This is a genomic window from Phytohabitans sp. LZ39, from assembly GCF_059359075.1.
The window spans coordinates 128581-147958 of sequence record NZ_JCADBM010000004.1 but is presented as its reverse complement, the minus strand read 5'-3'; the positions used below and the strand labels follow the sequence as shown (position 1 = coordinate 147958).

15 protein-coding genes are annotated in these 19378 nt (G+C 72.7%); 12 read left to right on the top strand and 3 right to left on the bottom strand.

From position 1 onward, the window contains the following. Window positions 1–24 precede the first annotated feature (24 nt). From AC5L36_RS09715 to AC5L36_RS09660, 12 genes are all read left to right on the top strand, one after another. Window positions 25–1572 carry a DHA2 family efflux MFS transporter permease subunit gene (locus AC5L36_RS09715; protein WP_441214615.1) on the top strand — a complete coding sequence of 516 codons (1548 nt, stop codon included), beginning with the start codon at window positions 25–27 and terminating at the stop codon, window positions 1570–1572. Between the two features lie 74 nt (window positions 1573–1646). Next, the gene (locus AC5L36_RS09710) at window positions 1647–2867 is read left to right on the top strand and encodes a glycosyltransferase family 4 protein (RefSeq protein WP_441214614.1); all 1221 of its coding nucleotides are present in this window, start codon (window positions 1647–1649) and stop codon (window positions 2865–2867) included. A 49-nt stretch (window positions 2868–2916) separates the two neighbouring features. Further along, on the top strand, window positions 2917–4338 hold the full coding sequence (locus tag AC5L36_RS09705; protein ID WP_441214613.1) for a lipopolysaccharide biosynthesis protein: 1422 nt from the start codon (window positions 2917–2919) through the stop codon (window positions 4336–4338). Between the two features lie 44 nt (window positions 4339–4382). Further along, window positions 4383–5912 carry an O-antigen ligase family protein gene (locus AC5L36_RS09700; protein WP_441214612.1) on the top strand — a complete coding sequence of 510 codons (1530 nt, stop codon included), beginning with the start codon at window positions 4383–4385 and terminating at the stop codon, window positions 5910–5912. Then, entirely contained in the window at window positions 5905–6927 is a 1023-nt protein-coding gene (locus AC5L36_RS09695; RefSeq protein WP_441214611.1) for a Gfo/Idh/MocA family protein, read from the top strand. Before AC5L36_RS09700 ends, AC5L36_RS09695 begins: the two co-directional genes overlap by 8 nt. After that, the gene (locus AC5L36_RS09690; protein WP_441214610.1) at window positions 6917–7558 is read left to right on the top strand and encodes an acyltransferase; all 642 of its coding nucleotides are present in this window, start codon (window positions 6917–6919) and stop codon (window positions 7556–7558) included. The genes AC5L36_RS09695 and AC5L36_RS09690 overlap by 11 nt, the downstream gene beginning before the upstream one ends. A 2-nt stretch (window positions 7559–7560) precedes the next feature. Continuing rightward, window positions 7561–8679, top strand: a complete 1119-nt coding sequence (locus AC5L36_RS09685) for a DegT/DnrJ/EryC1/StrS family aminotransferase (protein ID WP_441214609.1) — start codon at window positions 7561–7563, stop codon at window positions 8677–8679. 17 nt (window positions 8680–8696) lie between these two features. Next, on the top strand, window positions 8697–9668 hold the full coding sequence (locus tag AC5L36_RS09680; protein ID WP_441214608.1) for a glycosyltransferase family 4 protein: 972 nt from the start codon (window positions 8697–8699) through the stop codon (window positions 9666–9668). Window positions 9669–9736: 68 nt separating this feature from the next. After that, complete coding sequence (locus AC5L36_RS09675; RefSeq protein WP_441214607.1) at window positions 9737–10414, top strand: FKBP-type peptidyl-prolyl cis-trans isomerase; 678 nt, start codon at window positions 9737–9739, stop codon at window positions 10412–10414. An 8-nt stretch (window positions 10415–10422) separates the two neighbouring features. Continuing rightward, window positions 10423–11451: an alpha/beta hydrolase gene (locus AC5L36_RS09670; RefSeq protein ID WP_441214606.1), complete on the top strand. Its 1029-nt coding sequence runs from the start codon at window positions 10423–10425 to the stop codon at window positions 11449–11451. Between the two features lie 965 nt (window positions 11452–12416). Beyond that, a complete protein-coding gene (locus AC5L36_RS09665) occupies window positions 12417–14117 on the top strand; it encodes a cholesterol oxidase substrate-binding domain-containing protein (RefSeq protein WP_441214605.1) in 1701 nt (566 codons plus the stop codon). A gap of 117 nt (window positions 14118–14234) precedes the next feature. Then, the gene (locus AC5L36_RS09660; protein ID WP_441214604.1) at window positions 14235–17450 is read left to right on the top strand and encodes a hypothetical protein; all 3216 of its coding nucleotides are present in this window, start codon (window positions 14235–14237) and stop codon (window positions 17448–17450) included. 127 nt (window positions 17451–17577) lie between these two features. Here AC5L36_RS09660 and AC5L36_RS09655 read toward each other — a convergent pair whose 3' ends face one another. The 3 genes from AC5L36_RS09655 to AC5L36_RS09645 are packed head-to-tail and all read right to left on the bottom strand — an operon-like array spanning window position 17578 to window position 19366. Further along, window positions 17578–18111: a hypothetical protein gene (locus AC5L36_RS09655; protein ID WP_441214603.1), complete on the bottom strand. Its 534-nt coding sequence runs from the start codon at window positions 18109–18111 to the stop codon at window positions 17578–17580. A 29-nt stretch (window positions 18112–18140) separates the two neighbouring features. Then, entirely contained in the window at window positions 18141–18536 is a 396-nt protein-coding gene (locus tag AC5L36_RS09650; RefSeq protein WP_441214602.1) for a VOC family protein, read from the bottom strand. Between the two features lie 5 nt (window positions 18537–18541). Next, complete coding sequence (locus tag AC5L36_RS09645; RefSeq protein WP_441214601.1) at window positions 18542–19366, bottom strand: TIGR03619 family F420-dependent LLM class oxidoreductase; 825 nt, start codon at window positions 19364–19366, stop codon at window positions 18542–18544. Window positions 19367–19378 lie beyond the last annotated feature (12 nt).

The window sequence follows — 19378 nt, the reverse complement described above, 5'->3', positions numbered from 1 at the left end:
CTGACGACCTGCCACCCTCAACGAGTGACCGTCAGGAACCTGTCAAAGGATACCCGGATCCTCGCGATCCTCGTCACCGCCGCCGTGCTCATCTGGCTCGACGCCACGATCCTGAGCACCGCTCTGGAGCGCCTCGCCGACCCGTCCACCGGGCTCGGCGCCAGCCCGGGAGAGCTCCAGTGGGCCGTCGGCTCGTACTCGCTGATCTTCGCCACCGGGCTCTTCGTGGCCGGCGCGCTCGGCGACCGGTACGGCCACCGCACCGTCCTCCTCCTCGGCCTCGTCGCATTCGGCGTGGCCTCCGTGTGGGCGGCCTGGGCCGGCGACCCGGCGCAGCTCATCGTCGCCCGCGGGCTGATGGGCGCGGGTGGCGCCATGATCATGCCGTCGTCGATGGCGATCATCGGCGTCACGTTCCCGCCCGCGCGGCGGGCCGCCGCGATCGCCGCCTGGTCCGCCTCCAGCGGCGTCGGCGTGGCCGGCGGACCGCTCATCGGCGGCCTGCTCATCGACCACTTCTGGTGGGGCTCGATCTTCCTCGTGAACGTGCCGGTGGTCGCGTTCGCCCTCGCCGGCGTGCTCCGGACGGTCCCGAATCCCAGGGCCGCGAGCCGGCGGAAGGTCGACACCGCCGGGCTCGTCCTGTCCACCGCCGGTCTGGTCGGGCTCGCGTACGGGCTCATCGAGGGCGGCCAGAGCGTCGACTGGGGACGCGCGCGGGTGTGGCTGCCGATCGTGGCCGGCGTCGCGCTGCTCGCCGCGTTCGTGGTGGCGGAGCTGCGCGCGGCCCAGCCGAGCTTCGACCCGCGGCTGTTCCGCAACGCGCGCTTCGCGGCCGGCAACCTCGCCCTCGGCGCGCTCTTCTTCGGCGTCACCGGGCAGATGTTCTTCGGCACCTTCTACCTCCAGGGCGCGCGCGGCATGTCCGCGTGGGACGCCGGCCTCGTCGCGCTGCCCGGCGCGCTCGGCGTGATCGCGGGCGCCCCGCTCGGCGCGCGGCTCACCCGGCGCCTCGGCGTCGCCCCCGTCGCCGGCGCCGGCCTCGTCGCGGTCACGGCCGCCTTCGCCGCGAACCTCGCGTTCGGCCTGCACACCTCCCTCTTCTGGTGGTGCGTCGCGGGTGCGCTCAGCGGCCTCGGGATCGGCGCGGCCGTCGCGCCGGTCACCGCCGCGGTCGTCGCCGCCCTCCCGCCGGAACGCATGGGCGCCGGCTCCGCCGTCACCAGCACCATCCGCCAGGTCGGCAGCGTGCTGGGCATCGCGGTCCTGGGCACGATCCTGACCTCCAACTATCGCGACGGCGTCGGCCCCGCGCTGGCCGGCCTTCCGCCTGGGGTACAGGAGGACGCCAGCCCGTCCGCCGAGGCGACCCGCCACGCCGCCGGGGTACTCGGGCGTCCCGACCTCGTCGAGGCGGCCAACCGGGCGTTCGTCGACGCGATGCACGTGACGGCGAGCTGGGCCGGCGCGGTGGTGCTCGCGGGGGCGGTCGCGGTGGCCGTCGCCTTCCGGGCGCGGAGGAAACCCGCACTCGAACCGTCACCGACGGTGACCAAGGTGGCCGTCAGGTAAACGAAAGGTTAATAATCGGTGCCCGAGCCCCCCGCCCGAGGATAGGTGAGCGCCCCGCACCTATCCTCGGGCGCGTGACGTTGTCGGCGCCGGAGAAGGCCACCCCACCGACGCGCGATCCGGGCCGTCCGCTGCGGATCGGCATGATCGTGGTGAGCGAGTACGAATCGGACCCCCGCGTGCGCCGGCAGGCCGAGGCGCTCGTCGCGCGCGGTGACGAGGTGACCGTCGTCGCGCTCGCCGCGCCCGGCCGCCCCGAGATCGACGTGGTCGACGGCGTGAACGTCGTGCACCTGCCCACCCGCAAGTACCGGGGCAGCTCGGCGAAGGCCTACCTGTCCCTGTACGGCGGCTTCGGCGCCCGCGCCGCCCGCTGGCTGAGCACCCGCCCCCGCGCGTTCGACCTGGTGCAGGCGCACTCGATGCCCGAGGCGCTGGTGTTCGCCGCGGTCGTGCCCCGGCTCTTCGGCACCCCGGTGCTGCTCGACGTGCACGACCTGACGTCGAAGCTGTTCGCGTCGAAGTTCGCCGGCAAGAGCAAGGTGCTCGGCGCGATCACCGCGTCGGAGAAGGCGTCGTTCCGGTTCGCGCGCGAGGTGCTCACCGTCCACGAGCCGTACGCGGACGAGATCCGCGCCTGCACCAAGCGCCCCGTCTCCGTGGTGATGAACTGCCCCGACGAGCGCCTCTTCGTGCCCCGCCCCGAGCCGCTGCGCTGGGATCCGGCCGGCGAGATCGTGTTCAGCTACCACGGCCTCGTCGCGCCCCGCCACGGCCTGGTCGAGGCCACCGAGGCGCTGGCCCGGCTGCGCGGCGACTTCCCGGGCGCGCGGCTCCAGGTGCGGGGGAGCGGCGACGGCCTGGAGGAGCTCGGCGCCCGCGCCGCGGCGCTCGGCGTCGCGGACGCGGTCGACCTGCCCACCAAGCTCTACCCGCTGCCCGAGATCGTCAAGGAGCTGGAGAAGGTCCACATCGGACTCGTGCCGAGCAAGCTCGACCCGTGGACCGACGGCGTGCTCCCGACGAAGCTGATGGAGTACGCGATGCTGGGCGTCCCGGTCATCACGTTCCGCAACCCGGTGATCTCGCGCTACTTCCCGGACGACACCGTCCGCTACGTCGACCCGGCCAACCCCGACACGCTGCACGAGGCGATGCGGGAGCTGGCCGGCGACCCCGACAAGGCGCTCGCGCAGGCGGCCCGGGCCAGCGAGGTCATGGCCGGCCTGCGGTGGAGCGAGCAGAAGAAGCACTACTTCGCGGTCGTCGACCGCCTCGCCGCAAGGCGTGGTTGAGACCACCTCCCCGCCGCGCCCCGGTATCGTCCGCGCGGGGCTGCTGTCCATGGCGGGGCTCGTCGCCCTCGGCCTGACCCGGCTCCTGCACGGTGCGATGGTCAGCCGCGCCACCGACCAGGAGACGTTCGGCCTGGTCGGCACGCTCATCGCGGTCACCACCATCGGCAGCCTGCTGCTGCCGGCCGGGGTGGCGAGCGCGGCGTCCAAGTTCATCCCCTTCGAGCACGGGCGGGGCGACGACGCCGCGGCCCGGGGCGTACACCGCCTACTGGTGCGGGTGGGCTGGTCGGGCACCGTGCCGATCAGCCTCGGCGCGGCCGTGGGCGCCGCCGCCGTGCTCGACCTGGGGTGGGTCGACACGGTCCAGGTCGCGGCGCTCTGCTGCGCGTTCTCCGCCTACTCCGTGCAGAAGTCGGTGTTGTACGGGTTCGGGCTCGTCCCCGCGTACACGAGGCTGGAGCTGGCCTGCTCCGGTGTGTCGCTGGCGGCGACGGTGCTGGTGGTGGCCGCCGGCTGGTCCGTCTATCTGCTGCCCCTGGCGGCCGGTTACACGCTCTTCACCATCGGCGCGTGGTGGCGCGTGCGGCCACTCACGAAAGGGCCGAAAACCCGGCACGCCGCCACCCGCGAGATCGCCGTCTTCGTGGCATTGGCGTGTATCGGCACGCTCTGCTCGCAGGGCTTCCTCCAGGGCACCCAGCTGCTGGCCAACCACTTCGCGGCGCCGCACGAGGTGGCCTACTTCGCGGCGGCGGTCACGCTCATCGCGCCGACGTACTTCCTGCCCCGCGCGCTCGGCATCGTGCTCTTCCCGTCGATGGCCCGCGCGCACGGCGCCGGCGACATGGACGACGTGCGCCGCCAGGCCGACATCTCCACCCGCGCGCTGCTCGTCGTGCTGGCGCCGCTCTTCGCCGCCGCGCTGCTGCTCGCGCCCGAGATCCTGACCGTCTTCGGCGGAACGGACTACGCGGACGGCGCGCCGGTGCTGCGGCTCATGCTCGCCGCCACCTACCTGGCCGTGGTGGCGGTACCGGCCGTCAACGCCCTCTCCAGCGGCGCCCACGTGCGCGTGCCGGTCCTCTCGGCCGTGGCCGGCCTGGTCACCGGCCTGGCCGTGGTCGCCGCGCTGGGCGGGCCGCTCGGCGCGACCGGCGTCGGGCTCGGCTACCTGTGCGGCACGGCGGTGACCGCGGGTGGCCCGATCGTCACGGCCTGGCGACTGCATCGCATGTCGTGGCTCGCCCCCGCGGGGTTAGCGGTCGGCCTGGTGGCCGCCGCGCTCGTCGCCGCCTCGATCGCCGACCAATGGCTGAATCCCGGCACGCGGATCGCGGCGGCCGCGTTCGCCCTGATCATGGGCATTTTCCTGCTGCGTGGTCAGATCCGCATACTGCGCGACGCTTCCATTGGCGGACGGCTTAAGGTGGCCGGGGGTTCACCATCTCGTTGGGGACGGAGGGTGTAGTGGCGCGCGGCGCGGTAGGGACCGGGACGGATGACGGGGCACAGATGCTTTCTGCACAACCGCGGACGGAATCGCTCGCGGAGGACACAGCGCCCCGCACGGACCTGACGGGCCGCCTGAGCCGGTGGCTCGGTCTCGCCCTGGTGGTGCTGCTCGGCACCCTGCTGGTGTGGGTGCTCTTCGAGACCTGGATCCAGGTGCTGCTCTCCACCCCTGTGGAAGACGCCGAGGGCAACCTGCTCGCCGACGGCCCCGACTGGCCGAAGTCGGTGAAGAACGGGCTGTACTTCCTGCTGCTCGCCGTCACGCTCGTCAAGATCACAGTGGACCGGCGGTGGCGCGACTTCCTTACCCCGGCCGACATCGCGCTCGTCGTGCTCGGCGTGGTGCTCGTGCTCGCCGGCATCTTCGGCGACTCGCCGGTCAAGCTGATCGGCGAGGCCGGCTGGGTCTACCTGCGCGGCGTGATCGTCTTCTACGGGTGGCGGGCCGCCGACCCCAGTCGCAAGCACGTGCGCACCGTGCTCGTCGTCGTGGGCGCGGTCGTCGGCGTCAACGCGGCGATCGCGATCTGGCAGACGCTCGCCGGCCCGGCCACCTACCAGGACCTGGGCTGGATCAACATGACGTGGGCCCGGATCAACCGGGCGCACGCGCTGCTCGACCACCCCAACCACCTCGGCCACCTGCTCGCGCTCACGATGCTCGGCATCTTCGCGTACATGGCGTCGCGCGCGAAGACGCACTGGCGGTGGTGGGTCGCGTTCGTGCTGCTGGCGATCGCGCTGTCGGCGACCCAGTCGCGCGAGTCGACGCTCGGCTTCGTCGCGGGTGTCGCGGTGATCTGCTTCCTGCGCCGCGCCAAGTGGGCCGCCGCCTCGATCGCCGTCGTGATCGTGCTCGGCTTCGCCGGCGCCCAGCTCGCGGTCAGCCCGGAAAACCGGGCCGAGCTGGCCCGCCGCCTGGCCGGCGTGGCGAGCGCGTTCGACCTGCCCAGTGGGGCCGAGGGCGACGACGCCTGCGTCGAGACCCGCACCGACTGCGGCGACGACCGGGAGAAGATCCCCGAGCGCGAGGTGCGCGTCCTCTACGCCCAGCAGGGCGTCGAGCTGTGGCTCAAGCGGCCGCTGCTCGGCTACGGCGTGGGCCAGTTCGGCGGCATCGTGGCGTACGAGCACGACCCGCTCTGGTACCAGGACTCGCGCTTCGGCCCGGAGGGCTTCCGCCTCTACGGTTCCAACGAGAAGCAGGTCGACTCCTTCTGGCTGCACCTGCTCGTGGAGACCGGCGCGCTCGGCGCGCTCGCGTACCTGGCCTGGCTCTTCCTGCTCATCGCGCCGCTGGTGCGTGCGGTGTGGCGGCGCGGGGCCGCGGTGCACCCGTTCGCCTGGTGGGCGGCGGCCGCGATGACGTTCGCGGTCCTGGTCGCCTGCCTGGCGCCCTCGCTGGAGGATCCGCTGTTCCCGGCGCAGCTCTTCACCATCCTGGGCCTGGCCTGGGTCTGGTGGAAGCGCGGCACGCTAGTGTCTTCGGGATCAGCGGTTGAATCCGAGAGGACCGAAGAACGTGAGTGATGCCGTCGCACTGGTCGGCTTCGGCTACTGGGCCCCCAACCTCGCCCGCAACCTTCAGACCCACGCCGGCGACCGGTGGCGCTACCTGGTCGAGCTCTCGCCCGAGCGGCGCGCGAAGGCGGCGGGGCTGTACCCGAAGGTGACCGTCACCGACGACCTGTCCGCCGTGCTCGACGACCCCGCGGTGGGCATGGCCGTGGTCGCCACCCCGGCGGCGACGCACGTGTCGCTGACGCGGCGGCTGCTGGAGGCCGGCAAGCACGTCCTGGTCGAAAAGCCGCTCGCGCTCTCCAGCGCGGACGCGGTCGCGCTGGCCCGGCTCGCCGACCAGCGCGAGCGGGTGCTGATGGTCGGGCACACCTTCGAGTACGTGCCGGCGGTGCGGAAGATGAAGGAGCTCGTCGACGGCGACGACTTCGGCGACCTGCTCTACCTGCACTCGCAGCGGCTCAACCTCGGGCGGATCCAGAGCGACATCAACGCGTTCTGGTCGATCGGCCCGCACGACGTGTCGATCGCCAACTTCCTGGTCGGGCAGCGCCCCGAGTGGGCCGCGGCCGAGGGTGCCCGCTACCTCAACAAGACCGTCGAAGACGTGGCGTTCGTCACCGTCGGCTATCCGGGCGGCGTGCTCGCGCACATGCACGTGAGCTGGCTCGACCCGTCGAAGACCCGCCGCACCACCGTCGTGGGCAGCAAGCAGATGCTCGTGTACGACGACATGGACGCCGACGCCAAGCTGCGGGTCTACGACAAGGGCGCCGACAAGGTGTTCGAAGACGAGTACGGCGCCTGGCAGTACCGCCTGCGCGACGGCGTCGTGACCGTGCCCGAGCTGGAGAAGGCCGAGCCGCTCGGCGTGGAGCTGCGCCACTTCCTGGAGTGCGCCGACGCCGGCACCCGCCCGCGCACCGACGGGTGGAACGGCGTGGACGTCGTGGCCGTGCTCGAGGCGGTCGACGCCTCGCTGCGCGCCGGCGGCGCCCAGGTGAAGGTGGAGGCCGGTGACCGTTAGCCCGCTCGCCGTGGTGGCGGATGGCGTGGTGCTCGGCGAGGGCAGCACCGTCGAGGAGTTCTGCATCGTCGGCCGGTCCGGGCCCGCGTCGGAGAAGACGGTCTTCGGTGACGGCGCCACGCTGCGCAGCCACACCGTCGTCTACGCGGGCGTCACCGCCGGCGCGAAGTTCCAGACCGGCCACCACGTGCTGGTTCGCGAACACACCACCATCGGCGACGACGTCTCGGTCGGCTCGCTGTCCGTCGTGGAGCACACCGTCCAGATCGGACACCGGGTACGCGTGCACTCGCACTGCTTCGTGCCGGAGTTCTCCGTGCTGGAGGACGACGCGTGGCTGGGGCCGCGGGTGACGCTCACCAACGCGCCGTTCCCGCGCTGCCCCGACGTGTCCGCGTGCATGAAGGGTGTCCACATCGGACGCGCCGCGCGCATCGGCGCCAACGTCACGATCCTGCCCGGCGTACGCATCGGCGAGCGCGCCCTCGTCGGCGCCGGCGCCGTCGTCACCAAGGACGTCGCCCCGGGCGCCGTCGTGGTCGGCAACGCCGGCCGGCAAGTGAAGACCATCGACGACCTGCTCTGCCCCGCCGGGCTTGACCACCGTCCCTACGCATCGCTTTCGGAGTAACGATGACCACCGCAGTACCGCTCGTCGACGTCAAGGCCTCCTACCTGCGCCACAAGGAGGCGATCGACGCCGGCATGCGCGAGGTCGTGGAGAGCACGGCGTTCATCCAGGGCCCGCAGCTGAAGGCCTTCGAGGCGCAGTACGCGGCGTTCTGCGGCACGAAGCACGCGATCGGCGTCGGCTCCGGCACCGCCGCGCTGCACCTCGCGCTCGCCGCCGCGGGCGTCGGCCCCGGCGACGTGGTGGCGGTGCCCGCGCACACGTTCATCGCGAGCGCCGAGCCGATCACCTGGCTGGGCGCGACGCCGCGGTTCGTCGAGATCGACCCGCAGACCGGCGCGATGGACCCGGTCGCGCTCAAGGACGCCATCGACGGGGTACGCGCGGTGCTCCCCGTCGACATCCACGGCCGCCCGGCCGACCTGGAGCAGCTGACCGCGGTGTGCGCCTCGGCCGGCGTACCGCTGATCGAGGACGCGGCCCAGTCGCACGGCGCCGACGTGGTCAAGGCCGACGGCAGCGTGGTGCGGGCCGGCGGGTGGGGCATCGCCGCCTGCTTCTCGTTCTACCCGGGTAAAAACCTGGGCGCCTTCGGCGACGCGGGCGCCATCACCACCAACGACGACGACTTCGCCGCCGCCGTGCGCAAGCTCCGCGACCACGGGCGCACCACCAAGTACGAGCACGAGATCATCGGGTACGCGCACCGCATGGACACCCTCCAGGCGGCGGTCCTGTCGGCGAAGCTCACCACGCTCGACGCCGACAACGCGCGGCGCGTCGCGCTCATGGCGCGCTACGAGGCCGAGCTGGCCGGCGTCGGCGACCTGTGGTTCCCGCCCGCGACGCCGGACCGGCGCAGCGTCTTCCACCACGCGCTGCTGCGCACCTCGCACCGCGACTCGCTTCTGTCGTTCTTGAAGGAGCAGGGCGTGGGCGCCGGCGTGCACTACCCGGTGCCGCTGCACCTCCAGCCGGCCTACGCGTCGCTCGGCCACAAGCGCGGCGACCTGCCGCTGACCGAGGCGTGGGCCGACGAGTGCCTGTCGCTGCCGATCTACCCGGAGCTGACCGACGAGCAGCTCGCGCGCGTCGTCGCCGCGGTGAAGTCCTTCTTCTGAGATGCGCGTCGCCTGACATGCGGGTGTTAGCAGTCACGAACCTGTGGCCGGCGCCGGGCAGCTTCCGCGGCGTGTTCGTGGCCGAGCAGGTGGAGGGCCTTCGCAAGCTCGGCCACGACGTCGACGTGGAGGTCGTCGCGCAGTCCCGGGGCAAGGCCGACTACCTGCTGGCCGCCCCGCGGGTGCGCCGGCGCGCCGCGCGCGGCGGCTACGACCTGGTCCACGTCCACTATGGACTGACGGCGCTCTCGTCCCGCTTGGTCCGCGGCGTGCCGCGGGTGCTGTCGCTGTACGGCAGCGACGTCAACGAGCCGTGGCAGCGCCGGATCACCCGGCTCACCGCGGGCCGGCCGGCGGTGCGCGTGTACCCGTCCCGCCGCCTTGTCGAGGCGGCGGGTGACCCCGCCGGCGTGATCGTGCCCAACGGCATCGACTTCGATCTCTTCACCCCGCTCTCGCCGGAAGACCGCGCGGCGGCCCGCTCCCGGCTGGGCTTCAAGCCCGACGACCTGGTGGTACTTTTCGGCGCCGCGCCGGACAACGCGGTCAAGCGCTACGACATCTTCACGGCCGTGCTCGCCGGCCTCCGCGAGCGCGGGCTGCCCGTCCGCGAGCTGATCCTGCCCGGCCCCGGCCAGGTGCGCGCCGACGTGGTGCCCAAGTTCGCCGCCGCCGACCTGCTGCTGGTCACCTCCCGGAAGGGCACCGAGAGCGGCCCGCTGATCGTCAAGGAGGCCGCCGCGATGGGCCTGCCGGTCGTCAGCGCCGACGTCGGCGACGCCCGCGAGGTCCTGGCCGGCGTGACGCCCTCCGCGGTGGTGCCGTTTCCGCCGTCCGACGCCGAGCTCGTGTCCGCGCTGGTGGCGGCCGCCGCCGAGGTGCTGGAGTCCGGCGCGCGCAGCGACGGCCGCGCGACCATCGCCCGCTACGCCCAGGACGCGGTGGTCCGCACGCTGGTCGATGTCTACTCCGGGGTCCTCGGCCGCTGACCCCGCACGTGGGTGGGGCTCAGGTCGTGCCGGTAAGGTGTCGGAGTCTTGCCGATTGAGGAGGCGTGGTGGCGGAACAGAGGACGCCCAAGCAGGAGCGGCGCGCTGCCGCCAAGGCGGCTGCCGCACGGGCCGCGCAGGTGAAGAAGCGCAACCAGGCGTTCGCGGGCGCCGGTGTCGGCGTCGCCGTCGTCGCGATACTCGTCACGGTCTTCTTCGTCGCGCGCAGCGGCGGTGACGGCGAAGACGTCGGCTCGCCCGCGCTCACCACGACCGCCAGCCCCACTCCCACCGCCGTCGCCGAGCCGGAGGCACCGGCCACCACGGCGGCGCCGCCTCCGGCAGGTGAGGTCCCGCTTCCGGCCGGGGCCGACCCGGCGCTCAAGACCAAGCCGGTGGTCAAGGCGGGCAGCGGCACCGTGTCCAAGCTTGTCGTCACCCCGCTCATCAAGGGCAAGGGCGCGGCGGTCAAGTCCGGGCAGACCATCACCGTCAACTACGTCGGCGTCACCTACGCCAAGGGCGAGGAGTTCGACGCCTCGTGGAAGGCCGGGCAGCCGGCCAGCTTCCCGATCGGCGTCGGTCAGGTGATCCCCGGGTGGGACCAGGGTCTGGTCGGTGTGACGGTGGGCAGCCGCGTGCAGCTGGACATCCCGGCCGACCTCGCGTACGGCGACAACCCGCAGCAGGCCGGCGCGCCGGCCGGGCCGCTGCGCTTCGTCGTCGACGTGCTCGCGGCCCAGTAAACGCCACCATGCTGCCCTGGGAGGGTGAGCTCGCCGGTCGCCTCGACCGCGCGGTGATCGAGTCTGAGCTGCTGCGCGGCAACCCGCTCGGCGATCCCCACGAGCGTCCACTGTGGGTGTATACGCCGCCCGGCTACGACAGCGACACCACCACCCGCTACCCGGCGGTGTACGTGCTACAGGGGTACACCGGCCACGTCGCGATGTGGGCCAACCGCACGCCCTACCGGCAGCCGTTCATCGAGACGGCCGACGCGGTCTTCGCCTCCGGCGAGGCACCGCCGTGCGTCGTGGTCTACGTCGACGCGTGGACGGCGTACGGCGGCTCCCAGTTCGTCGACTCACCGGGCACCGGGCGCTACCACTCGTACCTCTGCGACGAGATCGTGCCCTGGGTCGACGCCCGCTACCGCACCATCGCCGACCGCGAGTCGCGCGCCGTGAGCGGCAAGTCCTCGGGCGGCTTCGGCGCCATGATCACGCCGATGCTGCGGCCCGACCTCTTCGGCGCGTTCGCCAGCCACGCCGGCGACAGCCTCTACGAGTACGTGTACCTCAACGACTTCGGCAAGGCCGTACGCGCGCTACGCGACTACGGCGGCGACATCCAGCGCTGGTGGGACGACTTCCGGTCGCGGACGGCCTTCACCAAGGAGGCCGACCAGACGCTGCTGATCGTGCTCGGCTGCTCCGCCTGCTACTCCGCCCGCGACGACGGCACCCCCGAGCTGCCGTTCGACCCGCACACGGGTCAGCTCCGCCCCGAGCTGTGGGAGCGGTGGCTGGCCTGGGACCCGGTGCGCATGATCGACCGGTACCCGGACGCGCTCCGCTCCCTCCGCGCCGCCTGGATCGACGCCGGCACCCGCGACGAGTGGTTCCTCGACCTCGGCGCCGAGGCGTTCCGCGCCGGCCTCGCCCGGATCGGCGTGCCCGACGAGAAGGTCCACTTCGAACACTTCGAAGGCAGCCACATGGCCATCGACCACCGATATCCGATGGCACTCGGGTGGCTGTCGAAGCGGCTGGCCCGCTGACCGCACCGGTCGGTGTCCGGCCATCCGCCGCCGAGCCCGCGGTGCAAGCCCACGGGCTAGACCTTGATCGGCGGCCAGCCCGGTTGCCGCGGGCCCGCCACCAGATCTTGGTATTTTTGTCGGCCCCTCGACTTTCGCGGCTGTTGGCCGGGCTTGGGGCTCGGCCAAGCAAGGCTCCGCGAGCCCCGGTGTCCACCGCGCTTCGATGATCGTTAGCCCTAGAACCGCGTTCTCGTCCGCGTGTCACACAGGTTCCGGGCTAACGATCACGACGCCTTCCGAATGCTGACCCGATCGTCCCGTCACGTGGGAGATGCGGGGCTGTGGCGGTCGCAGCGCATGATCGTTCGCCCGATAAGGGCGTAATCCTCGGCGTGTCACGCCCATTTCAGGCGAACGATCATGACGCCGCCCACATGCTGAGCCACATCCCCAACCAGTGGGAAGTAGGCCGGCGATCATGACCCACCTGGCCAGCCATCCCCAAAAGCCGCGGCCAGCGTGCGAAGCCCGAGGCCCCGCCGGAGGCGCCGAACTAACCGCGAGCAACAGCGGACGGGTGACCGGGTCCGGACCACGACGCACATCGCGGCAGCCCAAGCTCCGTCCTTCAGATCGGGCTCGTGACGAGCGGGCCAAACGAGGGAGCCTCGCCGACCAGCGGCCGAGGTCTCCACCGGGGGCGTGCGCCGCGGACCTGGCAGCGCAGGTCGGGGAATTCGGCTCGCTCCGCGAGCCGCCGACCTGCGCGGTCTCCGGCGGGAGCGGCGGTCCGCGGCTGACGCGGACCCGGGACATGATGGTCCTGAGGCCGCCGCCGCACAGGGCACGGCGTCGCCCGCGCCACGCGGAAACGGCAATGACACCTCGCCGCGGTTTGTTGGTCATCTGCCACACTGCGCCAACCGGTCGTTAGCGGGCGCTCGCCCAGCGGTGGGCGCCACCGCGTGCCCACACTGTCCACCATGGCCGAACTGACCCGCCGTGACCTGCTCCGCGCGTCGGCTGCCGCCGCCGGCGTCGCCTGGCTGCCCGCCGGTGTGCTCGGTGAGGACCCGCCGCCGGGCTTCCCGGCCGGCATCGACGTGCACCGGGAGGTCTACGAGAACTGGGCCGGCGAGATCCGCGTCGCCAGCCTGTGGACCTGTGTCCCGCGCACCGCCGCCGACGTGGTGACCGTCGTCAACTGGGCGCACGGCGCCGGCTGGAAGGTGCGGCCGCGTGGCTTCAAGCACGGGTGGGCGCCGCTGACGGTGACCGAGGAGACCGCTCCCGCGGACCCGGTGCTGCTCGTGGACACCACCCGCCACCTGACGGCGATGTCGGTCGTCGCCGGTCCGGTGCCCGGTTCGTCGGCCGTGCGGGTGCAGGCCGGCGCGTCCATGGACGACCTGCTCGCCTTCCTGGAGGGCAACGGCCTGGGCGTCACCAACACGCCCGCGCCGGGTGACCTGAGCGTGGGCGGCGTGCTTGCCATCAACGGCCACGGCACCTCGGTGGCGGCGACGGGCGAGACGCTGGCCCCCGGGCACACCTATGGCACGCTCAGCAACCTCGTCCTCTCGCTCACCGCCGTGGTCTGGGACCCATCAGCCGGCCGCTATGTGTTGAACACGTTCAACCGCGCCGATCCCCAGGGGCCGGCGCTTCTCACCCATGTGGGCAGAGCGTTCATCACCGAGGCGGTGCTGCGGGTGGGCGCCGACAGCAACCTCCGCTGCCTGTCGCATGTGGACGTACCGGCGCGCGAGCTCTTCGCCCCGCCCGGCTCGCCCGGCCGCACGTACGCCCGCTACGTCGACGAGGGCGGGCGGGTGGAGGCGATCTGGTTCACCAACACCACCCACCCGTGGGTCAAGGTGTGGAGCGTCAGCCCGCAGCGGCCGCTCACCTCCCGGCCGGTCGTCGCGCCGTACAACTACCCGTTCTCCGACAACGTGCCCGAGGCCGTCGCGGACCTGGCGGAGCGGCTGCTGGCGGGGGAGTGGGAGCTGACGCCGACGTTCGGGCAGCTCCAGTACACCGTCGCGGCCACCGGGCTCACCGCCACCGTCTCGACCGACCTGTGGGGCCGCTCGAAGAACCTGCTGCTGTACGTCAAGCCGACCACGCTGCGGGAGACCGCGAACGGGTACGCCGTGCACACCAGCCGCGCCTCGATCCAGCGGGTGGTGCACGAGTTCGCCGTGTACCACGAGCAGTCGGTCGCGGCGTACCAGGCGCGCGGGCTCTACCCGGTGACCGGGCAGGTGGAGATCCGGGTCGCCGGGGTGGACCGGCCCGCCGACAGCGGCGTACCCGGCGCGGCGCCACCGGCGCTGTCCGCCGCGCGGCCACGGGCCGACCACCCCGACTGGGACGTGGTGGTGTGGTTCGACGTGCTGACCTTCCCGACCGCGCCCGGCGCGCACGCCTTCTACCGGGACATGGAGCAGTTCTTCCTCGCGACCTACCAGGGCTACGCGGCGGTGCGGGCCGAGTGGTCGAAGGGCTGGGGCTACACGACGGACGCGGCCTGGGCGGACGTACCCTTCGTGACCGGCACGGTGCCCGACTCCTACCGCCAGGGCCCCGACCCCACGTGGGACGCCGCCGTCGATGTGTTGAACACGTTCGACCCGCACCGGGTGTTCACCAACCCGTTCCTCGACCGCCTGCTGGCTTGAACCAGGTGGTGGCTTGATCAGGCCGTAGGATGGCCGCGTGTCCTTGAGCGGGAGCCGCGAGGCCGCGAGCCTCGACCCCGACGGCGGACGAGCGCCGAGCGGCGGAGCGGGGTAGGCATGCTTCGGGGGTTGGCCGCGCGCCCGTGGATCGCCGGCGCGACCGCGCTCGTGCTGCTGGGCGTCGGCGCGGCCATCGCCTGGCAGGTCGACAAGGCGCTCGGGCTGAGCTTCACGCCGGCCGACGTGCCACCCGAGGACCTGAAGGCGGCACCGCCGCGCGAGATGGAGCCGGCGCCGCGGCTCGCCCGGGTCGAGGTGCCGGTGGACCGGCGGGTCGGGCTCGCCGCGGACGCGGTCGCCGGTGCCCTCGCGGAGCGCGGCGGCGCCAAGCCGATGGTGGTGAGCGGCCCGGTCACGGCCGGCGACGCCTCACCCGCGCCCGGTGGCGCCACCCCACCCGCGCCCGGAGCGGGCGGCGACGGCCCCGTGCTCCGGGTCGCCCTGACCGAGCCGCCGGCGCCAGAAGGCGACCAGCCGGGCACCGAGCCGCCGGCGCCAGAGGGCGACCAGCCGCCGGGCACCGAGCCGCCGGCGCCGGAAGGCGGCCCGCCGCCGGGCGCTGAGCCGCCGGGGGCGGAAGGTTCCGCGGTTGGCGGCCTCGCCGGCGAAGCGTTCCGGCTCCGCCGCGCCGGCGCCGACCTCGTCCTGGAGGCGGCCACCCCGGCGGGCGCCTCCGCCGGCCTCTACACGGTCGCCGACCGGATCCGGTCCGGCGCACCCGTCCTGCCACCCGCCGACGACGGCCGGATCGTCACGCCCCGCCTCGGCCTGCGCCTGGTCGACTCGGGCGCGGTCGGCGTCGACGCCGACCCGGCCGGCTGGGCGGGCAGCGACGACTACTCGCTCAACACCGACGTGGTCGGCCCCGCCGTCCTCAGTGGACCGCCCTATGTGGACAGAGTTGCGGTCGACCGCATCTCGGAGCAGTTTCGCGAGCTCGTCGACCACTCGCTCGCCCAGGGGTACAACGGCGTCGTCGTGCAGGGCTTCCTGGAGTACGTCACGTTCGACGGGATCGGCGTCTACCCTGACGGCGACCCGCACGTGGCGCGGGCCCGCGCGATGGTGGAGCACTTCGGCCCGGTCTGGCGCTACGCCGCCGACATGGGCATGAAGGTCTACTTCATGACCGACATGCTGGCCCTCTCCCCGCCGCTCCGCGAGCACCTGCGCGGCGCGCCCGGCGGCATGAACGCCGAGGACCCTCGCCTGTGGAGCGTCTACCAGGCCGGGCTGCGCGAGTTCTTCACCTCGCTGCCGTACGCGGCGGGCCTCATGGTGCGCATCGGCGAGGGCGGTGACATCTACAAGTTCCCGGGGTGGGACTACACCTCGGAGATCGCGGTGAAGACGCCCGCGGCCGTGCGCGCCATGCTCCGCGCGCTCCTGGCCGTCGCCGGCGAGGGGGAGCGGGACATCATCTTCCGCACCTGGAGCATCGGGGTCGGCGCGGTCGGCGAGATGCACATCGACGCGGAGTCGTACGACGAGGTGCTCGGCGGCATCGACGACCCGCACCTCATCGTGTCCACGAAGTACTGCCTCGGCGACTACTACAGCCACCTGCCGTTCAACCACACGCTGGAGATGGGCACGCAGCGGCGGATCGTGGAATTCCAGGCGCGGCGCGAGTTCGAGGTCTTCGGCGCGCTCCCCAACGACCTCGGCTCGTTGCACGGGGCCGCGCTGCGCCGGTTCCTGGCCGCCAACCCGAACGTCGAGGGCGTGTGGACGTGGACGCAAGGGGGTGGGCCGCTGCGCGCCGGGCCGCGCACGCTCTACCTGCGCGAGGGCTTCTGGCAGCTCTACGACCTCAACGTCTACTCCGCCGCCCGCCTCGCCTGGGATCCGGACGCCGACCCGGGGGAGGTGACGGCGGACTGGGCGCGGCAGACCTTCTCCGCGGATCCGTCCACTGTGGCGGCGATCGGCGAAGTGATGGCCATGTCGCGCCAGGCGGTGACGAAGGGGCTCTACATCGGACCGTACGCCAACCGCACGGTCAAGGCGCTCGGCGTGCACCCGCCGCCGATGATGTGGATCTTCGAGTGGGACATCGTCACCGGCGACAGCGCGGTGCTCGACAGCATCTACTCGGTCAGCCGCGACAACCTCGACGAGGCGATCCGCGAGGGCGGCGACGCGGTCGCGCTCGCCGGCCGCATGCGCGAGCGGATAGCCGCCACCGACCCGGCCACCTGGCGCGATCCCGCGCTCCGGCAGCGGTTCGTGGACACCCTCGACTTCCAGTTGAACTTGTTCGAAACCCTCGGCGCCTACCGCACGATGTTCCTGCGGTACGCCCAGTGGCTGGACACCGGCGACCCGGACGCGCGGGCGGCGTGGGAGGCGGCCCGCGCCAGCTACGTCGAGGCCCGCGACGCGCACGTCGCCCGCTACGGCGACGACGTCGACCTGCCCGCCTTCCGCTTCCCCGCGGCGGACATCGGCCTCGACCGCGCCGAGCGGGACGCCGCCATGGCGTGGCTGGCCCGGGCGTTGCTGGCGCTGCTCGTCGCGGCGGTGCTCGTGGGCGCGTTCTCCCGCCGCTCGTCCGCGCTGCGGGCGCTCTGGGTGGGCATGACGCGCCCGTGGCGGGTCGGTGACCTGCCGCCCCCACCGTCCACACTCGACCGCCTGCTGGTATGGGCGATCCCGGCGCTGGCGCTGGTGCTGAGCCGCGCGGCGTACAGCTGGTTCGCCTCCCCGGCCCACCTCACGCTGACCCTCGGCTCGTGGCTGCTCTTCGCGGTCGCGCTGCGCGTGCTGCTCGGCGGCGCCGACCCCTACGCGCTGTGGGCGGCGCTGGGCGGCGCGGCCGTCCTCCGCACGCTGATCCTGCTGGTGGGCACCGCGTCCCGCGGGCCGGGCCGCTACTGGTTCAACTTCTGGACCGACCCGCCGGCCCGGGGCGTGTACGTGACGGCGGCGTTCGCGGCGTTTCTGTGGGTGTTCGTCGCGGCCTACCACGCCCTGCGCGGCGGCTACGGCCTCGGCGCCCGCCACGCGACCGGCCGGGTGCTGGTGGCGGGCGGCGCGCCGGTGGCGGTCTTCGGCGGGGTGGCGGCGGGCATGGGCCTGGAGCGCGCGCTCACCGTCTGGAACGACCAGATGGCCCTGCTGCCGTGGGGCCTGTCCCGGATCCTCGGCATCACCGTCTTCCTGGACATCCCGCCGTGGCTCCCGAAGGCCGCGACGGCCGCGGGGGTAGGCCTGGTCGCGGCGGGCGCCCTCCTCACGCTGCGTCGCCGTTCCACTAGCCCAGCTTCCTAGGAAGCGCTACGGGTTGTGTGTCACCCCGCGTGCAAAGGCCCTGATTTTGCCCCCGTCCGCGCCAGCTGAAGACCGTATGCTCCCGCGGGCACCTGTGACAGGGCTGCCCTCTTGAAGGCGGGCGCGCCTACACGCAGGTGGCGCAGTTCGGGTCGGCCGGAGATGGTGGGATCTCGATGACCGGGAGAGCCGCCAGTTCCTGGAGCGTCGGCCTCGGCGGCGGGGGAGCGTCGGCGTCCGGGTACATGCCGGGGACGCAGGTGACCAGCCGGCCGGGCCCGGTGGCCAGGCAGAGGGCGAGCACCGACCCGAAGCGGGACGCCACGTCGCGGTCGACGGTCCCCTCGAACGCGGTCGCCTCGGCGGTGCCGTAGTGCCGCAGTCTTTCGAGGTAGACGTATCCGCGCGGACCGCCGCCCTCCGGGTCCTGGACGTAGTAGACGAAGCCGAACCGCTCGGCGCGGGCCGGCCGCTGACACGGGTCGATCCAGCCGGAGACCGTCGTGTCGGTGTCCGGTGTAGACGAGACGGTGAGCTGGGCGGTGGCACACGGCTGCGCGGTGAGCCACCGCACCACACTGTCGGCGGTCGCGGGGGCGGCGGAGGCGAGCAGCAGCGCCGCCGCGCCCGCCGCACCCAGGACGGCGCGTCGCATCATCACGGGCCGCAAGCTAGCAGCCCGACCTTTCACTAACCTTTCACCGGGCCCACCAGGTCCCACTTGTTGCCGGCCAGGTCCGCGAAGACGGCCACGCGGCCGTACGGCTCGTCGCGCGCCGGCGTGATCTCCGCGCTCGCCGCCACCAACCGGTTGTACACCGCGTCGAAGTCGTCCACCCGCAGGAAGAAGGCGACCCGCCCGGCCGCCTGCGCGCCCACCACCGCCTCCTGGCGCGGGCCGTCGGCGCGGGCCAGCAACAGCCCTGTCTCGGCGCCGGGCGGGCGGACCACCACCCACCGCTTCGGGCGGCCGTCGTTGGTCGTGGACGGTGTGTCCTCCACCAGCTCGAAGCCCAGAACGTCCACGAAGAACTCGACGGCGGGGGCGTAGTCGGGCACGACGAGCGTCACCAGTGACATGAACATCCGCGTCACTCCGGGTGGTACTCGGCGATCGCGCGCTCCCACTTTTCCAGCGCCTGCTCGACCCGCCACCGGGGGCCGGAGGGCAACCACTGGGCGACGCGGTGCACGCCGGCGTCGCGCAGGCGTTCGAAGACGGCGGGGTCGGCCGGCACGCTCATCAGCTGCACCTCGATCGGCCGTTCGGCCCGCGCGCGCAGCTCGGCGATCTTGTCGTAGACGCCGGGGAAGTAGTTGGGAAACCACGCGTCGCCGAACGCCAGCACCCGGTCGAGCACGGTGGGACCGGACCCACCGACGAGGACCGGCGGGTGGGGGCGCTGTGCGGGCTTCGGCCACGACCAGATGCGCTCGAAGTTGACGTACCGGCCGGAGTAGCTCGCCTCGTCGTTCGTCCAGATGGTCTTCATGGCCTCGACCCGCTCGCGCAGCACCCGCATGCGGACGCGGGGGTCGGTGCCGTGGTTGCTCATCTCGGTGCGGTTCCAGCCGGCGCCCACCCCGAACTCCAGCCGCCCGCCGGAAAGGTGGTCGACGCTGGCCACCTCCTTGGCGGTGACGATCGGGTCGCGCTCGATGACCAGGCAGATGCCGCTCGCCACCCGCAGCCGGCTGGTCGCCGCCGCGGCGGCCGTCAGCGCGACGAAAAGGTCGTACGTTTTCCAGTACTTCGACGGCAGCGGCTTGCCCGGCGCGCGGTCGGTCTCGGTGGCCGGGATGTGCGTGTGCTCCGCGAAGTAGAGCGCGTTCTGGCCGCGCTCCTCGACCATGCGGGCGACGTCACCGGGCTTCATGCCGTCGTAGGTGGGGAAGATGCCAACTCCGAATTCCATGACTCCGATCAT

What these genes read in the sequence shown, in the direction of transcription:
- AC5L36_RS09705 (WP_441214613.1), top strand. Translation starts at nt 2,917, where the DNA reads ATGGCGGGGCTCGTCGCCCTCGGCCTGACCCGGCTCCTGCACGGTGCG.
- AC5L36_RS09700 (WP_441214612.1), top strand. Translation starts at nt 4,383, where the DNA reads ATGCTTTCTGCACAACCGCGGACGGAATCGCTCGCGGAGGACACAGCG.
- AC5L36_RS09685 (WP_441214609.1), top strand. Translation starts at nt 7,561, where the DNA reads ATGACCACCGCAGTACCGCTCGTCGACGTCAAGGCCTCCTACCTGCGC.
- AC5L36_RS09680 (WP_441214608.1), top strand. Translation starts at nt 8,697, where the DNA reads ATGCGGGTGTTAGCAGTCACGAACCTGTGGCCGGCGCCGGGCAGCTTC.
- AC5L36_RS09670 (WP_441214606.1), top strand. Translation starts at nt 10,423, where the DNA reads ATGCTGCCCTGGGAGGGTGAGCTCGCCGGTCGCCTCGACCGCGCGGTG.
- AC5L36_RS09665 (WP_441214605.1), top strand. Translation starts at nt 12,417, where the DNA reads ATGGCCGAACTGACCCGCCGTGACCTGCTCCGCGCGTCGGCTGCCGCC.
- AC5L36_RS09660 (WP_441214604.1), top strand. Translation starts at nt 14,235, where the DNA reads ATGCTTCGGGGGTTGGCCGCGCGCCCGTGGATCGCCGGCGCGACCGCG.
- AC5L36_RS09650 (WP_441214602.1), bottom strand. Translation starts at nt 18,536, where the DNA reads ATGTTCATGTCACTGGTGACGCTCGTCGTGCCCGACTACGCCCCCGCC.
- AC5L36_RS09645 (WP_441214601.1), bottom strand. Translation starts at nt 19,366, where the DNA reads ATGGAATTCGGAGTTGGCATCTTCCCCACCTACGACGGCATGAAGCCC.